General features: G+C 64.7%; 10 protein-coding genes and 11 pseudogenes. 16 read left to right on the plus strand and 5 right to left on the minus strand.

What is annotated here, in order from left to right:
* Positions 1-492: 492 nt before the first annotated feature.
* Positions 493-702: a hypothetical protein gene (locus LN139_RS05810; protein ID WP_236359133.1), complete on the minus strand. Its 210-nt coding sequence runs from the start codon at positions 700-702 to the stop codon at positions 493-495.
* Positions 703-725: 23 nt separating this feature from the next.
* Positions 726-1,424, minus strand: a complete 699-nt coding sequence (locus tag LN139_RS05815) for a M10 family metallopeptidase C-terminal domain-containing protein (protein ID WP_236359134.1) — start codon at positions 1,422-1,424, stop codon at positions 726-728.
* Positions 1,425-1,624: 200 nt separating this feature from the next.
* On the opposite strand from LN139_RS05815, the pseudogene LN139_RS05820 reads away from it, so the two are divergent.
* The 4 genes and pseudogenes from LN139_RS05820 (at position 1,625) to LN139_RS05830 (ending at position 4,352) form a co-directional block, all read left to right on the plus strand.
* Positions 1,625-2,331, plus strand: a pseudogene (locus tag LN139_RS05820) (response regulator).
* Positions 2,328-3,044 carry a hypothetical protein gene (locus tag LN139_RS25105; protein ID WP_329611013.1) on the plus strand — a complete coding sequence of 239 codons (717 nt, stop codon included), beginning with the start codon at positions 2,328-2,330 and terminating at the stop codon, positions 3,042-3,044. Before LN139_RS05820 ends, LN139_RS25105 begins: the two are co-directional and overlap by 4 nt.
* Positions 2,944-3,771 (plus strand): ATP-binding protein, encoded by an 828-nt coding sequence (locus LN139_RS25110; protein ID WP_329611043.1) that lies wholly within the window; start codon positions 2,944-2,946, stop codon positions 3,769-3,771. Before LN139_RS25105 ends, LN139_RS25110 begins: the two co-directional genes overlap by 101 nt.
* Positions 3,772-3,808: 37 nt before the next feature.
* Positions 3,809-4,352 (plus strand): annotated as a pseudogene (locus LN139_RS05830) (DUF4174 domain-containing protein).
* A gap of 217 nt (positions 4,353-4,569) precedes the next feature.
* Here the strand turns inward: LN139_RS05830 and LN139_RS05835 are convergent.
* Positions 4,570-5,328 (minus strand): annotated as a pseudogene (locus tag LN139_RS05835) (SDR family oxidoreductase).
* Between the two features lie 177 nt (positions 5,329-5,505).
* Between LN139_RS05835 and LN139_RS05840 the strand changes: the two are divergent.
* The 4 genes and pseudogenes from LN139_RS05840 to LN139_RS05855 all read left to right on the plus strand — a co-directional run bounded on the left by LN139_RS05840 (position 5,506) and on the right by LN139_RS05855 (position 9,735).
* Complete coding sequence (locus LN139_RS05840) at positions 5,506-6,447, plus strand: 2-dehydro-3-deoxygalactonokinase (RefSeq protein WP_236360294.1); 942 nt, start codon at positions 5,506-5,508, stop codon at positions 6,445-6,447.
* Positions 6,440-7,061 (plus strand): annotated as a pseudogene (locus LN139_RS05845) (2-dehydro-3-deoxy-6-phosphogalactonate aldolase). Before LN139_RS05840 ends, LN139_RS05845 begins: the two are co-directional and overlap by 8 nt.
* A gap of 28 nt (positions 7,062-7,089) precedes the next feature.
* Complete coding sequence (gene dgoD, locus LN139_RS05850) at positions 7,090-8,238, plus strand: galactonate dehydratase (protein WP_236359135.1); 1,149 nt, start codon at positions 7,090-7,092, stop codon at positions 8,236-8,238.
* 141 nt (positions 8,239-8,379) lie between these two features.
* Positions 8,380-9,735: an MFS transporter gene (locus LN139_RS05855; protein ID WP_442964414.1), complete on the plus strand. Its 1,356-nt coding sequence runs from the start codon at positions 8,380-8,382 to the stop codon at positions 9,733-9,735.
* On the opposite strand, the pseudogene LN139_RS05860 reads toward LN139_RS05855, so the two are convergent.
* Positions 9,632-10,286: pseudogene (locus tag LN139_RS05860) on the minus strand (HAD family hydrolase); the annotation flags it as partial. The gene LN139_RS05855 and the pseudogene LN139_RS05860 sit on opposite strands and share 104 nt — an antisense overlap.
* Before the next feature lie 110 nt (positions 10,287-10,396).
* Between LN139_RS05860 and LN139_RS25470 the strand changes: the two are divergent.
* Positions 10,397-10,816, plus strand: a complete 420-nt coding sequence (locus LN139_RS25470) for a helix-turn-helix domain-containing protein (RefSeq protein WP_442964388.1) — start codon at positions 10,397-10,399, stop codon at positions 10,814-10,816.
* Positions 10,717-11,153 (plus strand): annotated as a pseudogene (locus LN139_RS25475) (IclR family transcriptional regulator domain-containing protein); the annotation flags it as partial. The gene LN139_RS25470 and the pseudogene LN139_RS25475, both read left to right, overlap by 100 nt.
* Positions 11,154-11,167: 14 nt before the next feature.
* Here the strand turns inward: LN139_RS25475 and LN139_RS05870 are convergent.
* Positions 11,168-12,818, minus strand: a pseudogene (locus LN139_RS05870) (4Fe-4S dicluster domain-containing protein); the annotation flags it as partial.
* Between the two features lie 520 nt (positions 12,819-13,338).
* Here LN139_RS05870 and LN139_RS05875 point away from each other — a divergent pair.
* The 6 genes and pseudogenes from LN139_RS05875 (at position 13,339) to LN139_RS05905 (ending at position 18,612) form a co-directional block, all read left to right on the plus strand.
* Entirely contained in the window at positions 13,339-14,088 is a 750-nt protein-coding gene (locus tag LN139_RS05875) for an electron transfer flavoprotein subunit beta/FixA family protein (RefSeq protein ID WP_236359136.1), read from the plus strand.
* Positions 14,088-15,018, plus strand: a pseudogene (locus LN139_RS05880) (electron transfer flavoprotein subunit alpha/FixB family protein). Before LN139_RS05875 ends, LN139_RS05880 begins: the two are co-directional and overlap by 1 nt.
* A 66-nt stretch (positions 15,019-15,084) precedes the next feature.
* Positions 15,085-15,886 (plus strand): annotated as a pseudogene (locus LN139_RS05885) (ABC transporter substrate-binding protein).
* A gap of 5 nt (positions 15,887-15,891) precedes the next feature.
* Positions 15,892-16,236 (plus strand): DUF4398 domain-containing protein, encoded by a 345-nt coding sequence (locus LN139_RS05890; protein ID WP_442964389.1) that lies wholly within the window; start codon positions 15,892-15,894, stop codon positions 16,234-16,236.
* Positions 16,233-17,035, plus strand: a pseudogene (locus tag LN139_RS25480) (OmpA family protein). Before LN139_RS05890 ends, LN139_RS25480 begins: the two are co-directional and overlap by 4 nt.
* 129 nt (positions 17,036-17,164) lie before the next feature.
* Positions 17,165-18,612: pseudogene (locus LN139_RS05905) on the plus strand (aminotransferase-like domain-containing protein).
* Positions 18,613-18,625 lie beyond the last annotated feature (13 nt).

The following is an 18,625-nucleotide window of genomic DNA, read 5'->3' on the forward strand; positions in this document are numbered from 1 at the left end:
CTCAGTCTCAAGCGCAACGGCCGTCACTCGGTGGCCATTGCCTGGAGGGCAGCGTGTGCGCGCATCTGCTTCTTGCCTGGTGTTGAGCCTTGACGGCGTGGGCGGTACCAACCAACGCGGCGGAGCCTGCAGACGGCAATGCCTGGCGTGCCTGGGACGAACACAGCCGAAGGGTATTCGTGGCGGGGGCACTGGATGGGGCTGAGCTGGGTGCGACGGTGGCAGTGTTGGGCTGCAACCTCAAGGCCGAGGATCAACAGCAGCGGGCGTGCAACCAGGCCACCATCGACGCGTATCGGGCGGGGCAGCAACGCTACCTGCAAGGGTTGGCACCCGAGCAGCTCATGCAGGGCCTCGACGTGCTGCTACAGCGACCCGCAAAACCGCGCGATACTGCTGCGCGCGGGTTTGCAGGCCGTTGTCTACCAGGCGGGTGGGCTGCCCGATCCGCAGTCACTGATCGAGGCCTATCGGCATCGGGCGCCCTGAGGCTCAGGCGACTGCGTCGTGGTGAGCCTGGCCGACCACTTCCACTTCCGGTGCCAATTCAGCGATTTGCACGCTGGCTGCACTGCTCGCATCGAGCTTGGTGCTGCTGGTGGAAGCGAATACGAAGTTGCTGGCGCTCAGCTGGCCGATGAAGTCACCGTGCAGTGCGACTTCGAAACGGTTGCCGTCAGCGTCCAGGTCACGCGATTTCACGTAGGTGCGGGTGCCGCTTTCGTTCAGGACGATGTCCAGGGTGTTGTCGTGGCCATTGCCCAGGCCGGTGAAGCCCAGGCGGACACGTCGATGCGGTCGGCGCTGACGTTGAAGTCCTTGATGCGGTCGCCGTGGTTGCCGTCGGCCTGGCTGTAGTTGCGGTAGCTGTCGAGCAGGTCGTCGTAGCGGAACACGTTGGCGCCGCCGTTGCCGGTCAGCACGTCACGGCCCAGGCCGCCGACGAAGGTTTCGTTGGCGTCGGTGCCGGTCAGGCGGTCGTTGCCGTCGGTGCCGATGATCAGGCGCTCGAACAGCACGTTGCTTTCGTTCAGCGAGCCCAGCAGGTTGCCCTTGAAGCCGATTTCAAAGCGGTTGCCATCGGCGTCGGCTTCGAAGCTTTTCAGGTAGGTGCGATCGGTTTCGGCGTTGTAGCGTACTGCCAGGGTGCCGTTCAGGCCGTTGCCCAGGCCTTTGAAGCCCAGGTCGGCGATGTCGACCTTGTCTTCGCTGGGGTTAAAGTCGGTGATCAGGTCGGCGAAGCTCTTGGTGGCGGTCCGGTAGCTGTCACTGATGTCGGTGAAACGGAAGATGTCTGCGCCGGCGCCGCCGGTCAGCTTGTCGGCACCCGCGCCGCCAATGATCAGATCGTTGCCGCTGGTGCCGACCAATACATCTTTGCCGTCGGTACCTTCGATGCGGTTAGGAGCTTTTGCAGTTGCCATAGGTTTCCTCGTCCATGTAAGCCGCCCCAGCAGGCACTGGTGCGGCAGGTAAGCGCGAAAGTGCGCGCTTGTGTGACAGGCATCACACAAACCGGTGCCGAGGGCCGCTTGGCTAAATCTGTAATGGTGCTGCACGGTGTGGCTTTTACCCCCCGGTTTCGCCTTAGCGTGTGCCCATTCCCGGCCACGCCAGACCTCCCATGCCTGACACCCAGCATTTGCTGATCGTCGACGACGACCCTGACATCCGTTCCCTGCTCAGCGATTACCTCACTCAGGCCGGCTACCGCGTGAGCACCGCCGCCGACGGACGCGACATGCGCCGCGAACTCGACCTGCACGTGATCGACCTGGTAGTGCTCGACCTCATGCTGCCGGGCGTGGACGGCCTGGCGCTGTGCCGGCAGCTGCGTGAGGTGAGCAATGTGCCGGTGGTGATGCTCACGGCACGTGGCACGCTGGATGAGCCGCATCGCCGGGCTGGAGGAGGGCGCTGATGACTACGTGGCCAAACCGTTCGACCCGCGCGAGCTGCTGTTGCGTATCCAGACGGTGCTGCGCCGTGCGCTGAGCTTTCCTCAACGGGCGCGCATCGATGAGGTGGGCAGCATCACCTTCTCCGGCTGGCAGCTCGACACCGTGCCCGCCATGTGCTTTCGCCCGAGGGCGTGGTGGCGCACCTGGGCAACTCGGACTTTCGTGTGTTGCGCTTGCTGTTGCAGCACCCCGATCGGCCACTGAGCCGGAGTTTCTGCGCAACCACGCGTTCGACAAGGACAGCCAGCCGTTCGACCGCGCCGTGGATGTGTGCGTCAGCCGGCTGCGCCAGCGATTGGGCAATGCCTTGATCAAGACCGTGCGCAACGAAGGCTACATGCTCACCGCCACCGACGTGCGCAGCCAGTGAAGCGCTGGTGGGTGCGCTGCGTGCCACGCTCGCTGTACGGGCGCATGGTTGTGGTGATGGTGCTGGGCACGGTGGGCGCGCAAACCATCACCAGCACCGTGTGGTATGACGTGCGCCATACCCAGTCACTGGAAATCCCCACGCGCCTGGTGGCCACGCACCTGGCTGATCTTGTGCGAGTGGCCGAACAAGAGCCGGACCAGGTCGATCACCTTTCCGAATTGCTGCGCGCCCCCGGCTTCGAAGTGCGCGTCAATGCCAGCGCTACCCACCCGGACGTGCCGTTGGACGTCGACTCACAGGCCGCCGAAGACCTGCTGCGCACTGTGCTCAAGGAGAAAACCGGCAAGGCGCAGACCTTCCAGCTCCTGCGCCTGGAGCTGCTCGATCAGAACGACCACAAGGCTGGCCTGCCGGTGCTGCTTTCGGCCCGCGCCGACGTTGGGCCGGTTCCTGGTCGACCTGCGCCTGCCGGATGGGCGCTGGCTGCTGGTCGATGCCACCGAGGCTCAGGGTTGGAGCCCTCGCGCCATGTGGCAATTGGTCCTGGACTATGTGGTGCGCATCTACCTGGTGCGCATCCTGTTGGTGCTGTTGATCACGCTGGTGGCGGTGCGCCTGGTTACCGCGCCGCTCAAACGACTGGCCGACGCCGCCCGCGCGCTGGGGCACAACCTGCGCCAGCCGCCGCTGTCGGAAGAGGGGCCCAGTGAAGTGCGTGAGGCCAGCGCGGCGTTCAACGCCATGCAGCGCCAGTTGGCGGCTCATCTGAGCCAGCGCACGCGGTTCCTCGCAGCGGTGTCGCATGACTTGCGTTCGCCGCTGACGCGCATGCGCTTGCGCACCGAACGTATCGACGACGCCAACCTGCGTGAACTGCTGCTGCAAGACCTTGAAGGCATGCGGCAGATGGTCGATGCCACCCTGGCCTACATCAGCAGCGGGGAAACCCGCGAGCCCCAGCAACTGATCGACCTGAATGCGCTGTTGCTGAGCATCGAGGTGGATTTCACCGACCAGGGCCGACAAGTGGCCGTTCACGGCAGGGCCACCGGCCCGGTGCGCGGCTACGCCCGCAGCCTGCGCCGGGGGCTGCGTAACCTGATCGAGAACGCAGTGCGCTACGGCGGCGGCGCCGAGGTGAACGTCAGCAGCACGGCCTCGGGCTGGGAGGTCAATGTGGCAGACCGGGGGCCAGGCATTCCTGAAGAGCAACTGGAGCGAGTGACCGAGCCGTTCCTGCGCCTGGACGCCTCGCGCCAGGGCGAGGGCTACGGCCTGGGCCTGTCGATTGCCGATGCGGTGGCCAAGGCGCATGGCGGGCGTTTGACGCTGCGCAACCGAGAAGGTGGGGGGCTGGAGGCGATATTCGCCGTGGGGGCGAACAAATGGTGTAAATGCAGGGAATCGGCTCATAGGCTGGCCATTTCGGCTCAATGAGCGAATATTGTCGCAAAGACTTGTACTGGAGGTACCCATGCTCATCCGCTCGCTGGCCCTGGCCGCGTTGTGCGCTGTTTCCACCCCGTTGCTGGCCGCGGACAGCGATTCACCGCTGGCCAAGGACCGAGGCCACAACCGGGCGGTGGTGGTGCTGACCCGCAGTTCGGTCGACCCTCGACCTGACCAGCCTGCAGAATGCGCTCAAGGACCCCGCCACCCAACAGGGGTTCGCCCAGCGCAGTATGGTGCTCTACACCGTGGCCGACATGATCGGCAAGCGTAACGGGCAGAACATCGATGCTCAGGCGACCATGGCGTTGATCCGTGAGCTGAACCTGGGTGCGTCACCGCAAACCAAGACCCTGCTGATCGGCAAGGACGGTGAGCGGCATTTCGAGAAGGATGGCCCAGTGACCGTGAAGGAACTCTTCGAAGCGGTCGACAAATTGCCCGGCCAGGAAAAGGACGCCGCGCCTGCACCCGTTGCAGCCCCTGCTACCGAGCCTGCGGCTGAGGGCGCCAAGCCTGCCAAGGGCAAGGGTGGCAAGGCGGCCGCGCCGGCTGGCCTGGACGACTGACCTGGAAAAAGCATCGCGCAGCGCTCGGCGAGCCGGCCCTCTGAAGCGTATGGTGCGCAGGTTTTGTTCAAGTGGGAGGGCGGCTTGCCGCGCGACAGGCTGTATCTGCCTGAGTCGCGAGCGTCGCCCGTTACACGGCGTCCGTTACACGGCGTCCGGCAAGCCGGCCTCCCACAAGTTGATCTGCGCCGAGAGGCAATCCGGCCCCGGCCCAGCTTCACCCCCGTCCCACGAACGGCATGTTCGTCGCCATAACTGTCATGTTCAGCACGTTGGTGGACAGCGGCAGCCCCGCGATATACCTCACCGCATCAGCCACGTGGCTCACATCGCACATCGGCTCCACCGCCGTTTCCCCATTGGCCTGGCGCACGCCGCGCGTCATGCGCTCCGACAACTCTGTCAATGCGTTGCCGATGTCGATCTGGCTGACCGCGATGCCCCACTCGCGGCCATCCAGCGCAAGTGTCTTGGTCAGCCCCAGTACGGCATGCTTGCTCACCGTATAGGGTGACGAAAATGGCCTGGGCGTATGGGCAGAAATCGAACCGTTGTTCGAGGATTCGCCCGCCCTGCGGCTGTTGCCGACGCATCAAACCGAATGCTGCGCGGGCGCAGAGAAGACGCCGGTAATGTTGGTGTCGATCACCTGATGCCAGTGCGCCAGGTCCAGTTCATCCACTGGCACGGCAGGCGCGCCTACTCCGGCGTTGTTGAAGAGAAAGTCCACGCGCCCGAAGCGGCGCTCCACCTGTGCGAACAAGGCGTCGACGCTGTCGGCATCGCGCACATCGGTGGGCAGAGCCAGCGCCTGCTGGCCTTGGGCCTGTGCCTCCTGCGCCAGTGCCTGCAAGGGCTCCGGCCGGCGGCCGGCCAGCACCACGGTGAAACCGTCGTCAAGCAGCGCCAGGGCACAGGCACGGCCGATGCCACTGCCAGCGCCGGTGACCACTGCGATACGTGGAGTTGCTGACATGCCTCGGGCTCCTGTCGATTGAGATTGAAGCAAGCATAGCCGTATATGATCATTTGATTAATCCCATAATATGGGATTAAAAAGTACATGTTGAGATTTTTGAAGGCTTGCTCGTATAGTGGCCGCACACACCACCCCAAGAACAACACACAGGTGACGTGATGCAGGCTCAACTCGATTGCCCTGGACTGGGGTACTTCGTCCTTGCGTGCCTATCGGCTTGGCGCCGGCGGGCAGGTTCTGGATTCCCGAGCCTCGGCCCACGGGATCATGCACCTGCCGAAGCCCGGCGGGTTCGACGCGGCTTTCGAGCACGTTTGCGGCGATTGGCTGGCCGAACAGCCTCTGCCAGTGATTGCCTGTGGCATGGTCGGCAGCGCCCAGGGTTGGCGCGAAGCGCCTTACTGCCCGACCCCTGCGCGGGCCGCAGACCTGAGCGCCCATCTTCGAACCCTCGATACCGCCAGCGGCCACCGCCTGCACATCGTGCCCGGCGTGATCGAGCATGGCGCGCTGCCCAATGTGATGCGCGGTGAGGAAACCCAGGTGCTCGGCTTGCTGCGGGGCCTGGCTGAAGAACACCGCAATGGCCACCTGCTGGTGGGGCTGCCCGGCAGCCACAGCAAATGGGTGCGCGTCGAAAATGGCTGCATCACCCACTTCGACACCTTCATGACCGGCGAGCTGTACGCCATCGCCAGCGCCCATTCGATCCTCGGCCGCACTCAGCAGCGCGATGCGCCGTTTCAGGCGGCCGCCTTCGAGCGCGGTGTGCGTACAGCGTTGTCCGACACCGGAGCGCTAGGCCCGCTGTCGACCGCGTTCAGTGCTCGCACGCTCGGCCTGACAGGCGTGCTCGACGGCGCCGAGCAAGCCGATTATCTCTCGGGGCTGTGGATCGGCCATGAGGTGCAGGCGCTGCGCCAATCCACTGTCGCGCTGCCGGAGGTGCTGTTGATCGGCAATGAAGCACTGTGCGAGCGATATACCCGAGCCCTGGGCCTCGCCGGTTTTCCCCATCCCACCACCGCCACCCAGGCCACCGAGCGGGGCCTGTGGGCCGTCGCCGAAGCGGCCGGGCTGGTGGCCAGCGCTTCCAAGGAGTTTATCCATGCTTGACGCCACACTGGCCAACAACGGGCTGATCGCCATCCTTCGCGGGCTACGGTTCGAACAGGCCGCACAGGTAGGTGATGCACTGTATGAAGAAGGCTTTCGGGTGATCGAAGTGCCGCTCAACTCGCCCCAGCCGCTGGACAGCATCCGGCTGTTGCGCGACCGCCTGCCGGCCGATTGCCTGATCGGTGCTGGCACCGTGATGACCCCCGACCAAGTGCGCCAGGTGAAGGACGCCGGCGGCCAACTGATCGTGATGCCGCACTGCGATGTGCGCGTGCTCAAGGCGGCCAAGGCCGAAGGCCTCTACCTGGCGCCAGGCATCGCCACGCCCACCGAAGCGTTCAGTGCGCTGGAGCACGGGGCCGACGTGCTCAAGCTGTTCCCCGCCGAGGCCCTTTCCCCTGCGGTGGCCAAGGCGCTGCTCGCCGTGTTGCCGGCGGGCACCCGCCTGGCGCCGGTGGGCGGTATCACGCCGGAGAACATCAAGCCCTGGTTCGACGCCGGCGCCCGCGGCTTCGGGCTGGGTCGGGCCTGTTCACCCAGCGCTGGCTACAGGCGACATCCGCCGCCGCGCCCAGGCCTACATGGCCGCCTGGCGCGCTCTGACCGCTTGAACCCAAGACATCGACAAGAGACAAACCGATGAAAATCACCCGACTCACCACCTTCATCGTGCCGCCGCGCTGGTGCTTTCTGAAGGTTGAAACCGACGAAGGCGTGACCGGCTGGGGCGAGCCGGTGGTGGAGGGCCGCGCCCATACTGTGGCCGCAGCGGTCGAGGAGCTGGCCGACTACCTGATCGGCAAGGACCCACGCAACATCGAAGACATCTGGACCGTGCTCTACCGGGGTGGCTTCTACCGCGGCGGCGCGGTGCATGATGAGCGCCTGGCCGGGATTGACCAGGCATTGTGGGATATCAAGGGCAAGGCACTGGGCGTGCCGGTGAGTGACCTGCTCGGCGGCCAGGTGCGTGACCGCATTCGCGTGTACAGCTGGATCGGCGGTGACCGCCCGGCCGACACCGCACGCATGGCCAAAGAGGCCGTTGAGCGTGGCTTCACGGCGGTGAAGATGAACGGCACCGAGGAGCTGCAGTTCGTCGACAGCTTCGACAAGGTCGACCTCTGCCTGCAGAACGTGGCGGCAGTGCGCGACGCCGTTGGCCCGAACGTGGGCATCGGCGTCGACTTCCATGGCCGGGTTCACAAGCCCATGGCCAAGGTGCTGATCAAGGAACTGGCGGCCTACAACCTGATGTTCATCGAAGAGCCGGCGCTCAGCGAAAACGCCGAGGCGCTCAAGGAGCTGGCGCCGCTGTCGAGCACCCCGATTGCCCTGGGCGAGCGGTTGTACTCGCGCTGGGACATCAAACGCATCCTGGCCGAGGGCTACGTCGACATCATCCAGCCCGACGCCTCTCATGCCGGCGGCATCACCGAAACCCGCAAGATCGCCAACATGGCCGAGGCCTACGACGTGGCGTTGGCCTTGCACTGCCCGTTGGGCCCGATCGCGCTGGCCGCCTGCCTTCAGCTGGACGCCAACTGCTACAACGCGTTCATTCAGGAGCAGAGCCTGGGCATCCATTACAACGAAAGCAACGACCTGCTCGACTACATCGCCAACCCCGAGGTATTCGCCTACGAAAACGGCTACGTGAAGATCCCGACCGGGCCGGGCCTTGGCATCGAGATCAATGAAGCCTATGTGCGCGAGCGTGCGCAGGTTGGCCATCGCTGGCGCAACCCGGTGTGGCGCCATGCCGACGGCAGTTTCGCCGAGTGGTAAAGCGCTGAGCGCTGCCTTATCGCACACCCTTCAAAAGCAATAAAAAGAGGTGAGGTCATGGCCAGTCGGGCCCCTACAGCGGCTGCCGCATCCACTGCGGCGGCCGCCACCGCTACGCCCAGCCGGAAGCGGTTTTTCATCATGGTGTTGCTGTTCATCACCGTGGTCATCAATTACCTGGACCGCAGCAACCTGTCGATCGCCGCGCCCACGCTCACCCGTGAGCTGGGCATCGACCCGGTGCATGCCGGGCTGATCTTCTCCGCCTTCGGCTGGACCTACGCGGCCATGCAGATCCCGGGCGGCTGGCTGGTCGACCGAGTGCCGCCGCGGGTGCTGTACACCGCAGCGCTGGCACTGTGGTCGCTGGCTACGGTGTTCCTGGGCCTGGCCGGCAGCTTCATTGCACTCTTCGTGCTGCGCCTGGCCGTGGGCGCGCTGGAGGCGCCGGCGTACCCGATCAACAACCGGGTGGTCACCACCTGGTTCCCCGAGCGAGAGCGCGCCACCGCCATCGGTCTTTATACCAGCGGCCAGTTCGTCGGGCTGGCGTTCCTGACGCCGGTGCTCGCCTGGCTGCAGGTAAGCTTTGGCTGGCACATGGTGTTCGTGGTCACTGGTGCAGTCGGGATTCTCTGGGCGGCGGCCTGGTACGTGCTGTACCGCGAGCCACGGCAGTTCCCCAGGTGCGAACCAGGCCGAGGTGGCGCTGATCGAGCAGGGCGGGGGCTGGTGGATATCGCAAGCAAAGCGCGCCAGCCGTTTCGCTGGGCCGACCTTGGCATCGTACTCAGCCAACGCAAGCTCTGGGGCATCTATCTGGGGCAGTTCTGCCTGAACTCGACCTTGTGGTTCTTCCTCGACCCTGGTTCGCCGCCTACCCTGGTCAATTACCGGCACATGGACTTCATCAAGTCCGGCTTGCTCGCCTCGCTGCCGTTTCTCGCCGCTTTCGTCGGGGTGCTGTGTTCAGGGTTCTTTTTCGATTGGCTGATCCGCCGGGGCGCGAGCCTGGGCCTTGCGCGCAAGCTGCCGATCATCTCCGGCCTGTTGATTTCCACCTGCATCCTGGGCGCCAACTACCTGGATTCCACGCCCTTGGTGATCGCCTGCCTGGCGCTGGCGTTCTTCGGCAATGGCCTGGCTTCGATCACCTGGTCGCTGGTGTCGACCTTGGCGCCGGCGCGCCTGCTGGGGCTGACCGGCGGGATGTTCAGACTTCATCGGAAACCTGGCGGCGATCGTTACGCCCATGGTGATTGGCTTTCTGGCGACGGGCGATTCTTTCGCCCTGCCCATTGCCTATATCGCCACCACCGCCTTGATCGGCGCGCTGTCGTACATCCTGCTGGTGGGCAAGGTGGAACGCATCCGCATCGACTAGGGCGCGCTCGGCCACCAGATGCGGCAGCTCACGCATGTCGGAGAAGGTGGCCTCCACGCCCAGTGCCAGCAACTGCTCGGCGTGGCCGGGCGGAATATGGCTGGCGCCGGTGAAGCCCAGTACGCGCATGCCGGCGGCCAGTGCTGCCGTGGCACCTGTGGTGCTGTCTTCGACCACCAGGCAGTGCCCGGGCGCTACGCCATTGGCCTGAGCTGCAGCCAGGTCGACATCCGGTGCGGGCTTCGGCCTGGCGACCCGGTCGGCGCTGAATACGCCGGCGTTGACGCGCTCGGCCGAGCAGGGCCCGGCCCAGCGCGAACTGCACTGCATCGAAGCGGCTGTTGCTGGCCACTGCCAGTGGCAGCTCGATAGCCAGCAAGGCGTCGCGGGCACCGGGGATGGCTTGTACCTCGTCACGAATCAGCGCTTCGGTGTGCGCATGCAGGTGATCGACGAAACCCTCCGGCAGCGGCTGGCCGAAGTGCGCTTCGACACGCTTGAAGATATCGCGGGTCTGCAGGCCGAAGGTGCCGAAGAGCAGTTCGCGCAGGGCCTGGGCCGGGTCGAGCTGCGCCAGTGCCTGATGGAGGCTGCGCTCCGCGATGATTTCGCTGTCGATCAGCACGCCGTCGCAGTCGCAGATCAGAAGGTCGATCGATGCCATGGGGCCTCGGGGTCATGTAAATGTGTTCTGTAGGATAGCGGTGCCGCCACGGGTTCCCAGCGCCAAAGCGGCTGCGCATAATGGCCGCCGCCCTTCCAGCAAGGTTCTTCATGTCCGAGGCATCCTCCGGCGCAGCCCCCACCGGTACGCAGACCCTGCTTCGCGGGCTGGCGATCATCCATGCGGTGGCCGGCGGTGCCTGCGACCTGAAAAGCGTCGGCGAGCGTGTCGGCACCACGCGCAGCACCACGCATCGGCTGGTCAGTGCGCTGGTGGATGAGCGTTACCTGCGTTTGTTGCCTCAAGGTGGATACCGGCTGGGCGCGCGCCTGATCGAGCTTGGGTTTCAGGCCCGCGAGGAGGTGCCCTGGTGGTGCTGGCCGAGCCATGGCTGGCGCGCCTTTCGGCCGACACTGGAGACACCGTTCGCTTGGCCGTGCGCGATGGCGACGAGGTGCTGTACCTGCCGCAGAGCGCCTGGCCGCAATGGGCCGGAAATCGCTCGCGGGTGGGCCACCGCATGCCGCTGATGGCGCACCGGCATCGGCAAGGCGTTGTTGCTGGAGGCGGGGGAGGCCGAATGGCGTCGGTTGTTCGATACCTGCCCGTTGCCTGGCGCCGAATTGGGGGGCGCTGCTTGGGCGCATGCAGGCGTATGTGGCAGGGCAGTATGCGTTTGACCTGGAAGACGACGAGCCTTCGATTCGCTGTGTGGCGGCGCCCGTGCGTGATGCCAGCCGCCAGATCGTTGCGGCGATCAGCGTAGCCAGCACCTCACCCTACATGCCGGATGCACGGATGGCCGAGCTGTTGCCGGTGGTGTGCGAAGCGGCCAAGGCCATCAGCGCCGAGCTGGGCGCGCGCTGATGGCCGGGCTGTTGCATGTTGGGGTAGTTCGGCCCACCGGAGCCTTCCGGCGCTACCCAAGTGATGTTCTGCGCCGGGTCCTTGATGTCGCAGGTCTTGCAGTGCACGCAGTTCTGCGCGTTGATCTGGAACCGTTTGGAACCGTCGGCCTCGCTCACCACCTCGTACACGCCGGCGGGGCAGTAGCGCTGCGCCGGCTCGTCGAACAGCGGAAGGTTTTTGGCCAGCGGGATCGAAGGGTCGGCCAGGTGCAGGTGGCAGGGCTGGTCTTCCTCGTGGTTGGTGCTTGAAAGGAACACGGAGCTGAGCTTGTCGAAGCTGAGCTTGCCGTCGGGCCTTGGGTATTCGATGCGGGTGGCCTGCGCGGCAGGCTTGAGGCAGGCGTGATCCGGCTGGTTGTCGTGCAGGGTGAAGGGCAGCTTGCCACCGAACCAGTTCTGCTCGACGTAGTTGAATGCGCCACCCAGTACCGCGCCGTATTTGTGCAGCGCCGGGCCGAAGTTGCGGCTGCGGAACAGCTCATCGTACAGCCAGCTCTCGCGGAAGGCCTGTGGGTAGGCCTCGAGCAGGTCGCCGCCTTCGGCACCGCCCAGCAATCTGGCGGCGATGGCTTCGGCGGCCAGCATGCCGGACTTCATCGCCGTGTGGCTGCCCTTGATCTTGGCGAAGTTCAGCGTGCCCAGGTCGCAACCGATCAGGGCGCCACCGGGGAAGATCATCTTCGGCAGCGAGTTGAGCCCGCCCTTGCAGATGGCGCGGGCGCCATAGGCCACACGTTTGCCGCCTTCGAGATACTGCGCCACCACCGGGTGGTGCTTGTAGCGCTGGAATTCGTCGAACGGCGACAGGTACGGGTTGGTGTAGGAGAGGTCGACGATCAGGCCGACCACGACCTGGTTGTTCTCCAGGTGATAGAGGAACGAACCCCCCATGTTCTGGTTGTCCATCGGCCAGCCGGCGGTGTGTACCACCAGGCCCGGCTGATGCTTCTCGGGCGCCACGTCCCAGATTTCCTTGATGCCGATGCCATAGTGCTGGGCATCGGCGTCACTGGCCAGGGCGAAACGCTCGATCAGTTGCTTGCCCAGGTGCCCGCGGCAGCCTTCTGCGAACAGGGTGTACTTGCCACGCAATTCCATGCCGGGGGTGTACATGCCTTCCTTGGGCTGGCCCTCGCGGTTCACGCCCATGTCGCCGGTGATGATGCCGCGCACCGCGCCCTGTTCATCGAACAGCACTTCCTGGGCGGCGAAACCGGGGTACACCTCCACGCCCAGGTTTTCGGCCTGCTGAGCCAGCCAACGGCACAGGTTGCCCAGGGAGATGATGTAGTTGCCCTGGTTGTGCATGGTCTTGGGCACGAAGGCGTCCGGCACCTTGGTGGCGGCGGTCGCGTTCTTGAGGAAATCAGATGTCGTCTCGAGTGACCGGAGTGTTCAGCGGCGCGCCTAGGGCTTGCCAGTCCGGGAACAGCTCGGTAAGCGCACGCGGTTCGAATACCGCGCCGGAAGAATGTGCGCACCTACCTCGGAGCCTTTCGACCACGCAGACGCTGATCTCCTGGCCCGCGTCGGCGGCCTGTTGCTTCAGGCGGCACGCCGCGGACAGGCCCGAGGGGCCTGCTCCGACGATGACGACGTCGAATTCCATGTATTCGCGTTCCACAGGTTATCTCCTACACAAGGCTCGTTTTTCTAATGGGCTGCACGGACGGCGCGTAGCGAAAAATGAAAGCGCTACAAGGGCCACTGACACTGGCTCGGCATTATATCTACACCAGACCACCGGTCCAGATCAAACGTTTGTTTGAATTTGCTGAAGCCCAGATAAATCGCGGGGTCGCAGTGCTGTGACCGGCCAGTTCCGCGTATTGACCGAGGGTGCCTATGCAGTCAAGATACGAGCGGTTCGCGCTTGAGGGTGCCATTGGAGCGGGTGTTCAGCCCCCGCTGTTGGCCGCCGCTCAAGGCTGGCTGTTCAGTGGCATGTGCCATGCAGCCGAGCAGTTTACACCGGTTGGCCAGGCTTTGCCGTTGCGGCATCTGGCCACCGCCGCAGGCCCTGGATTGGCAGGGCGCTGTGCCGTTTCATTGATGCAGGGTGCAGCCAGTTTCGGAAGCTGCACCACAGCGCTCGCAGGGCCTGGCCCGGCGATACCCTTTCACCGGAGAGTAACGAGGAATCCATGAAGGTTCTTGTAGCTGTCAAACGAGTGGTCGACTATAACGTCAAGGTTCGCGTCAAGGCGGACAACTCCGGCGTCGATCTGGCCAACGTCAAGATGTCGATGAACCCCTTCTGCGAAATTGCCGTGGAAGAGGCTGTCCGCCTCAAGGAAAAAGGCATCGCGACCGAAGTGATCGCCGTGTCCGTAGGCCCGACCGCTGCGCAGGAGCAACTGCGTACTGCCCTGGCACTGGGCGCCGACCGCGCCGTGCTGGTCGCTACAGATGATGAGCTCAGCTCGCTGGCCGTCGCCAAGGCCCTCAAGGCCGTGGTTGATAAAGAGCAGCCGCAGCTGGTGATCCTCGGCAAGCAGGCCATCGACAGCGATAACAACCAGACCGGCCAGATGCTCGCTGCACTGACTGGCTACGCCCAGGGCACCTTCGCGTCCAAGGTCGAAATCGACGGCGGCAACGCGCGCGTTACCCGTGAAATCGACGGCGGCCTGCAGACCGTTTCGCTCAAGCTACCGGCAATCGTCACCACCGACCTGCGCCTGAACGAGCCGCGCTACGCGACCCTGCCCAACATCATGAAAGCCAAGAAGAAGCCGCTGGAAACCCTGGCACCGGCTGATCTGGGCGTTTCCACCGCCTCGACCAACAGCATCGTCAAGGTCGAAGCGCCTGCCGCTCGTGGCGCGGGCATCAAGGTGGGCTCGGTCGCCGAGCTGGTGGAAAAACTCAAGAACGAGGCGAAGGTGATCTGATGGCTATCCTGGTAATCGCTGAACACGAAAACGGCGCACTGGGCGCCTCCACCCTGAACACCGTTGCCGCAGCCCAGAAGATCGGCGGTGATATCCATGTACTGGTAGCCGGTGCCGGCATCGACGCAGTAGCGCAAGCCGCCGCGCAGGTTGCTGGTGTCGCCAAGGTGCTCAAGGCCGACAACGCCGCCTATGACCACCTGCTGCCCGAGAACGTTGCCCCGCTGGTTGCAGAATTGGCCAGCGGCTACAGCCACGTGCTGGCGCCGGCGACTACCAATGGCAAGAACTACCTGCCACGCGTGGCGGCATTGCTGGACGTCGACCAGATCTCCGAGATCATCGCCGTCGAATCGGCAGACACCTTCAAGCGCCCGATCTACGCCGGCAACGCCATTGCGACGGTCAAGTCCAGCGCGTCGGTCAAGGTGATCAGCGTACGCACCACCGGCTTTGACCCTGTCGCTGCCGAGGGCGGTTCGGCTGCCGTCGAAGCAGTCGGCAGCGCTCATGATGCTGGCCTGTCCAGCTTTGTCGGTGAAGAGCTGGCCAAGCTGGACCGCCCTGAGCTTACGGCCGCCAAGGTGGTGGTCTCCGGTGGCCGCGGCATGCAGAACGGCGACAACTTCAAGCATCTCTACTCCCTGGCCGACAAGCTCGGTGCTGCGGTGGGTGCTTCCCGCGCAGCGGTGGACGCAGGCTTTGTACCCAACGACATGCAGGTGGGCCGAGACCGGCAAGATCGTCGCGCCGCAGCTGTATATCGCCGTCGGCATTTCCGGCGCCATCCAGCATTTGGCGGGCATGAAGGATTCCAAGGTGATCGTGGCGATCAACAAGGATGAGGAGGCGCCTATTTTCCAGGTTGCCGACTACGGCCTGGTTGCCGACCTGTTCGAGGCCGTGCCGGAACTCGAAAAGCTGGTCTGATACACTGCCGCGCCAGACGAACCCGGGCTTGCCCGGGTTCTTCATTGCGCACAAGGACATGCACCGATGAAACCCATGATTGCCTTGCTGGCGATGGCTTTGCTGGTTGGGCAGGCTCAGGCGGCCGAGCATTGCACGCGGCTTGTCGCCACCGGCAGCCCGGATGCGCCTCCATTTCTGTGGCGAGACCCGGCCGACCCGCAGCGGCTGATCGGTGCGAGCGCCGATGTGCTGGCGGAAATCGGCAGCCAGGTCGGGGTGCGCATCGACGTGCTTTACGGCGGGCGCCGCAGTGAAGCGCTCGGGCAGGTGCGCAGTGGCCGCATGGATTTGCTGGCTGACCAGCCGCTCATGGATGCCGAGCTGGAACACCTCGATTATGCATACCCGGCGCTGGCCCGAAACGATTATCTGGTGTGGGAGCGCCGGGGTGCCAGTGAGCCTCTGGATCGGCTGGCGGATCTGAATGGCAAGCCGGGTGCGCTGTCGGCCCGCGCGCGCGTAACGCCGGCGCTCCTGGCGCTTGCCCAGGGCAGCCTGTCGCTGGAGCGCCCGAGAACCTGACGCGCACTTTTCAGCGCCTGGTGCTGGGGCAGGTTCAGTACATCCTTGCCCCGCGCTATGCCGGCCAGGCCACCGCCAGCGCATTGGGCATCGAGGCGGATGTTCAACCTCGCGAATGGGTGGTCGACCGCCCGGCCTTTACCTTGCGTTGGGGCATGACTCCAGCTGCAACGATGCCTGGCTGCGTGGGCAGCTGGCGAAACAGATGACCGAGCTGGCTGCCTCTGGTCGCTTGCCTGGCATTGTGCAACGCAACGCACAGCGCTGGGCGGCACAGCAGAAAGCTCCGCAACCCTCCAGGTAATGCTTGTGAATTCGATACGCTACACCTTTCTGTTGCTGGCGGCCCTCGCGGGCTGTTCCAGTGACCCATTGCCCACCGAGCAATTGCGCGTAACCGACGAGGCAATCACCCAGGCGGTCGCCAGCGGTGCTGAAGACCGCCGGGAGCTTGCTCAGGCACGTGAACACGCCGCACAAGCGCGGGCAGCATTGGCCAACGGGCGCAACAAGCCTGCGCGGCTCGAGGCAGAGCGTGCCGAGCTGGACGCCCGGCTGGCCGAGGCGCTGGTGCTGCGAACTCAGCAGCAGGCACGTACCGCCCAATTGCAGGGCCGTATCGCGCGGCTGCGTCAGCAACTGGAGGGGCGATGAACAAGCACGGGTTGATCATCGCTGGTGCGCTGATGTGTTCGGCATGCGTGCATGGCGGCAGTGAGCCTGAGGCGTTGCCACGCGCTACGGCCGATGTGGCGGCGCTGCAGCAGGATGCCGATGCCAGGCGGCTTGCGCCGCTGGACGTCACACGCGCCGAGGAGTCGCTGGAGCGTGCCGAGCGCCTGGCCGAGTACTGGGGCGGCGGCGCCGATGCGAACCACTATGCCGAGCTGAGCTTGCGTTACGCCCAGATCGCCCGTGTGCATGCGAGCACTGCGCTTGCCGTTGAGCAGGCAGGGCGGCTTGAGGCAGACCGCCAGCGCCTGCAGGTGGCGCTGCGGGAGTCGCGCCTGAGCAGCGTGCAGCGCCAGAGCCAGTGGGTCGAGCAGCAATTGCTGGCCCTCGCCGCGCCGGAAGACGACCGGGGGCTGGTGATCAACCTGGGTGAGGATCTTTCGACACCGGCGATGCCCAGCTCAAGCCTTCGGCCAACCGCGTGTTGTTGCAACTGGCGCAGTTTCTTCAGCTCAACCCTCGCCGTGCGCTTCGCGTGGAGGGTTACACCGACAGCACCGGCAACGCGAGCGATAACCGGGCGCTGTCCCAGGCGCGTGCGCAGGCGGTGGTCGACCTGTTGGCGAGCCTGGGGGTAGCTCCTGAGCGAATGGCCGTGCGCGGTTATGGGGGGCAGTTCCCGATAGAAGCCAACGCCAGCGAGCGGGGCAGGGCGCTTAATCGGCGGGTGGAGGTTGTGGTTTCCGATCGCCAGGGCCGCCTCGGTGCTGAGCGAGAATAACCGTTCGTGCTGTACGCGCAGGGCCTTTGCATGCCTGTAAACGACACGCCGGCATCGTTCGCTGCTATTTGCCGGGGGATGCGCTACAGTTCGCCTGTTCGATGATCCTTATCCGGCAAGGCGTGGTGGATGACGCAACTGCTGCTGTACCAACGTATCGCCCAACAGCTGGCTGACGACATTCGCCTGGAGTGTATCGCCCAGGTGAGAAGGTGCCTTCTGTACGCAAGATGAGCGTTCAGCTCAACGTCAGCCATGCCACGGTGCTTCAGGCCTACGCGAGCCTGGAGGATCAGGGCCTGATCCGCGCGCGGCCACAATCTGGCTACTACGTTCACCAGACCCCGGCATTGACCGCCCCCACGCCTGACATCGCCAAGGTCGAGCGGCCGGGGCTGGTCACGCGCAGCAGCATCATCCAGCAGGTGCTCGACGAGTCCCGCCGTGACGGTGTGTTCCCCTTGGGCTCAGCCGTCGCACACCCATCCTATTTGCCGGTGCGTGCCTTGCACCAGCAGATGGCGCGCGTCACTCGCTTCCAGAGCCAGCGCGCCTTCAGCTACATGTACAGCCCGGGCTACGAACCGCTTCGGCGGCAGATCGCGATCCGCATGCGCGATTCGGGCGTCGTGGTTGACCCCGGCGAGGTGGTCATTACTCACGGTGCGGTGGATGCGTTGCAAATGGCCTTGCGGGTGCTTACCCGGCCGGGCGACCTGATCGCCGCAGAGTCGCCTACCTATTACGGCTTGTTGCAAATGGCCGACTTGCTTGGACTGAAAGTCATCGAGATCCCCAGCGACGCGGCGCTGGGGATCAGCGTCGAGGCGTTGCAGCTGGCGGCCAATCAGTGGTCGATCAAAGCCTTGGTGCTCTCGGCGCGGTTGAGCAACCCGCTGGGCAGCACCATGCCGGAGGAGCGCCAGAAGCAGCTGCTGCGGCTGGCGGGCGAGTTCGACATTCAGGTGATCGAGGACGATGTGTCTGGCGAGCTGGTGTTCGATCCGGGACGGCACAAGGCGCTCAAGGCATTCGACAAGGCAGGGCAGGTCATTTATTGCTCGAGCTTTTCCAAGACGCTGGCACCTGGCGTTCGCATAGGCTGGATGCTGGCTGGCAAGTACCAGCCCGAAGTGCAGCGCCTGCAAACGTTCAGTACGCACTCGGCCTGCAGCGTGACCCAGGTCGCAGTGGCCGCTTACCTTGAACATGGCGGGCACGACAGGCACTTGCGCTACATGCGCCAGGAGTTTCGCAAGAACCTGAGCGTCTATCAGCTTGCCGTGCAGCAGCATTTCCCTGCCGGCACGCAGATGAGCCGGCCCGTGGGTGGTTTCGTGCTGTGGGTCAGCCTGCCGGGCAGAGTGGACGCGCAGGAGCTGCATGTGCGGGCGCTCGAACATGGTTTGTCCATCGCGCCCGGTTTGATCTTCAGCAACACCGAGCAGTTCAACCATTGCATTCGCCTCAATTGCGGCATTCCCTGGAATGCCGAGACCGAGCAGGCAGTGATGACGCTGGGGGTGCTGGCCACACAGCTGTGCGAGGAAAACGGGAACATTCCCGCTTACCCTTGAGTCGATTTCTTCA

The sequence above is a fragment of the Pseudomonas sp. KNUC1026 genome, assembly GCF_021650705.1.
Taxonomy (GTDB): domain Bacteria; phylum Pseudomonadota; class Gammaproteobacteria; order Pseudomonadales; family Pseudomonadaceae; genus Aquipseudomonas.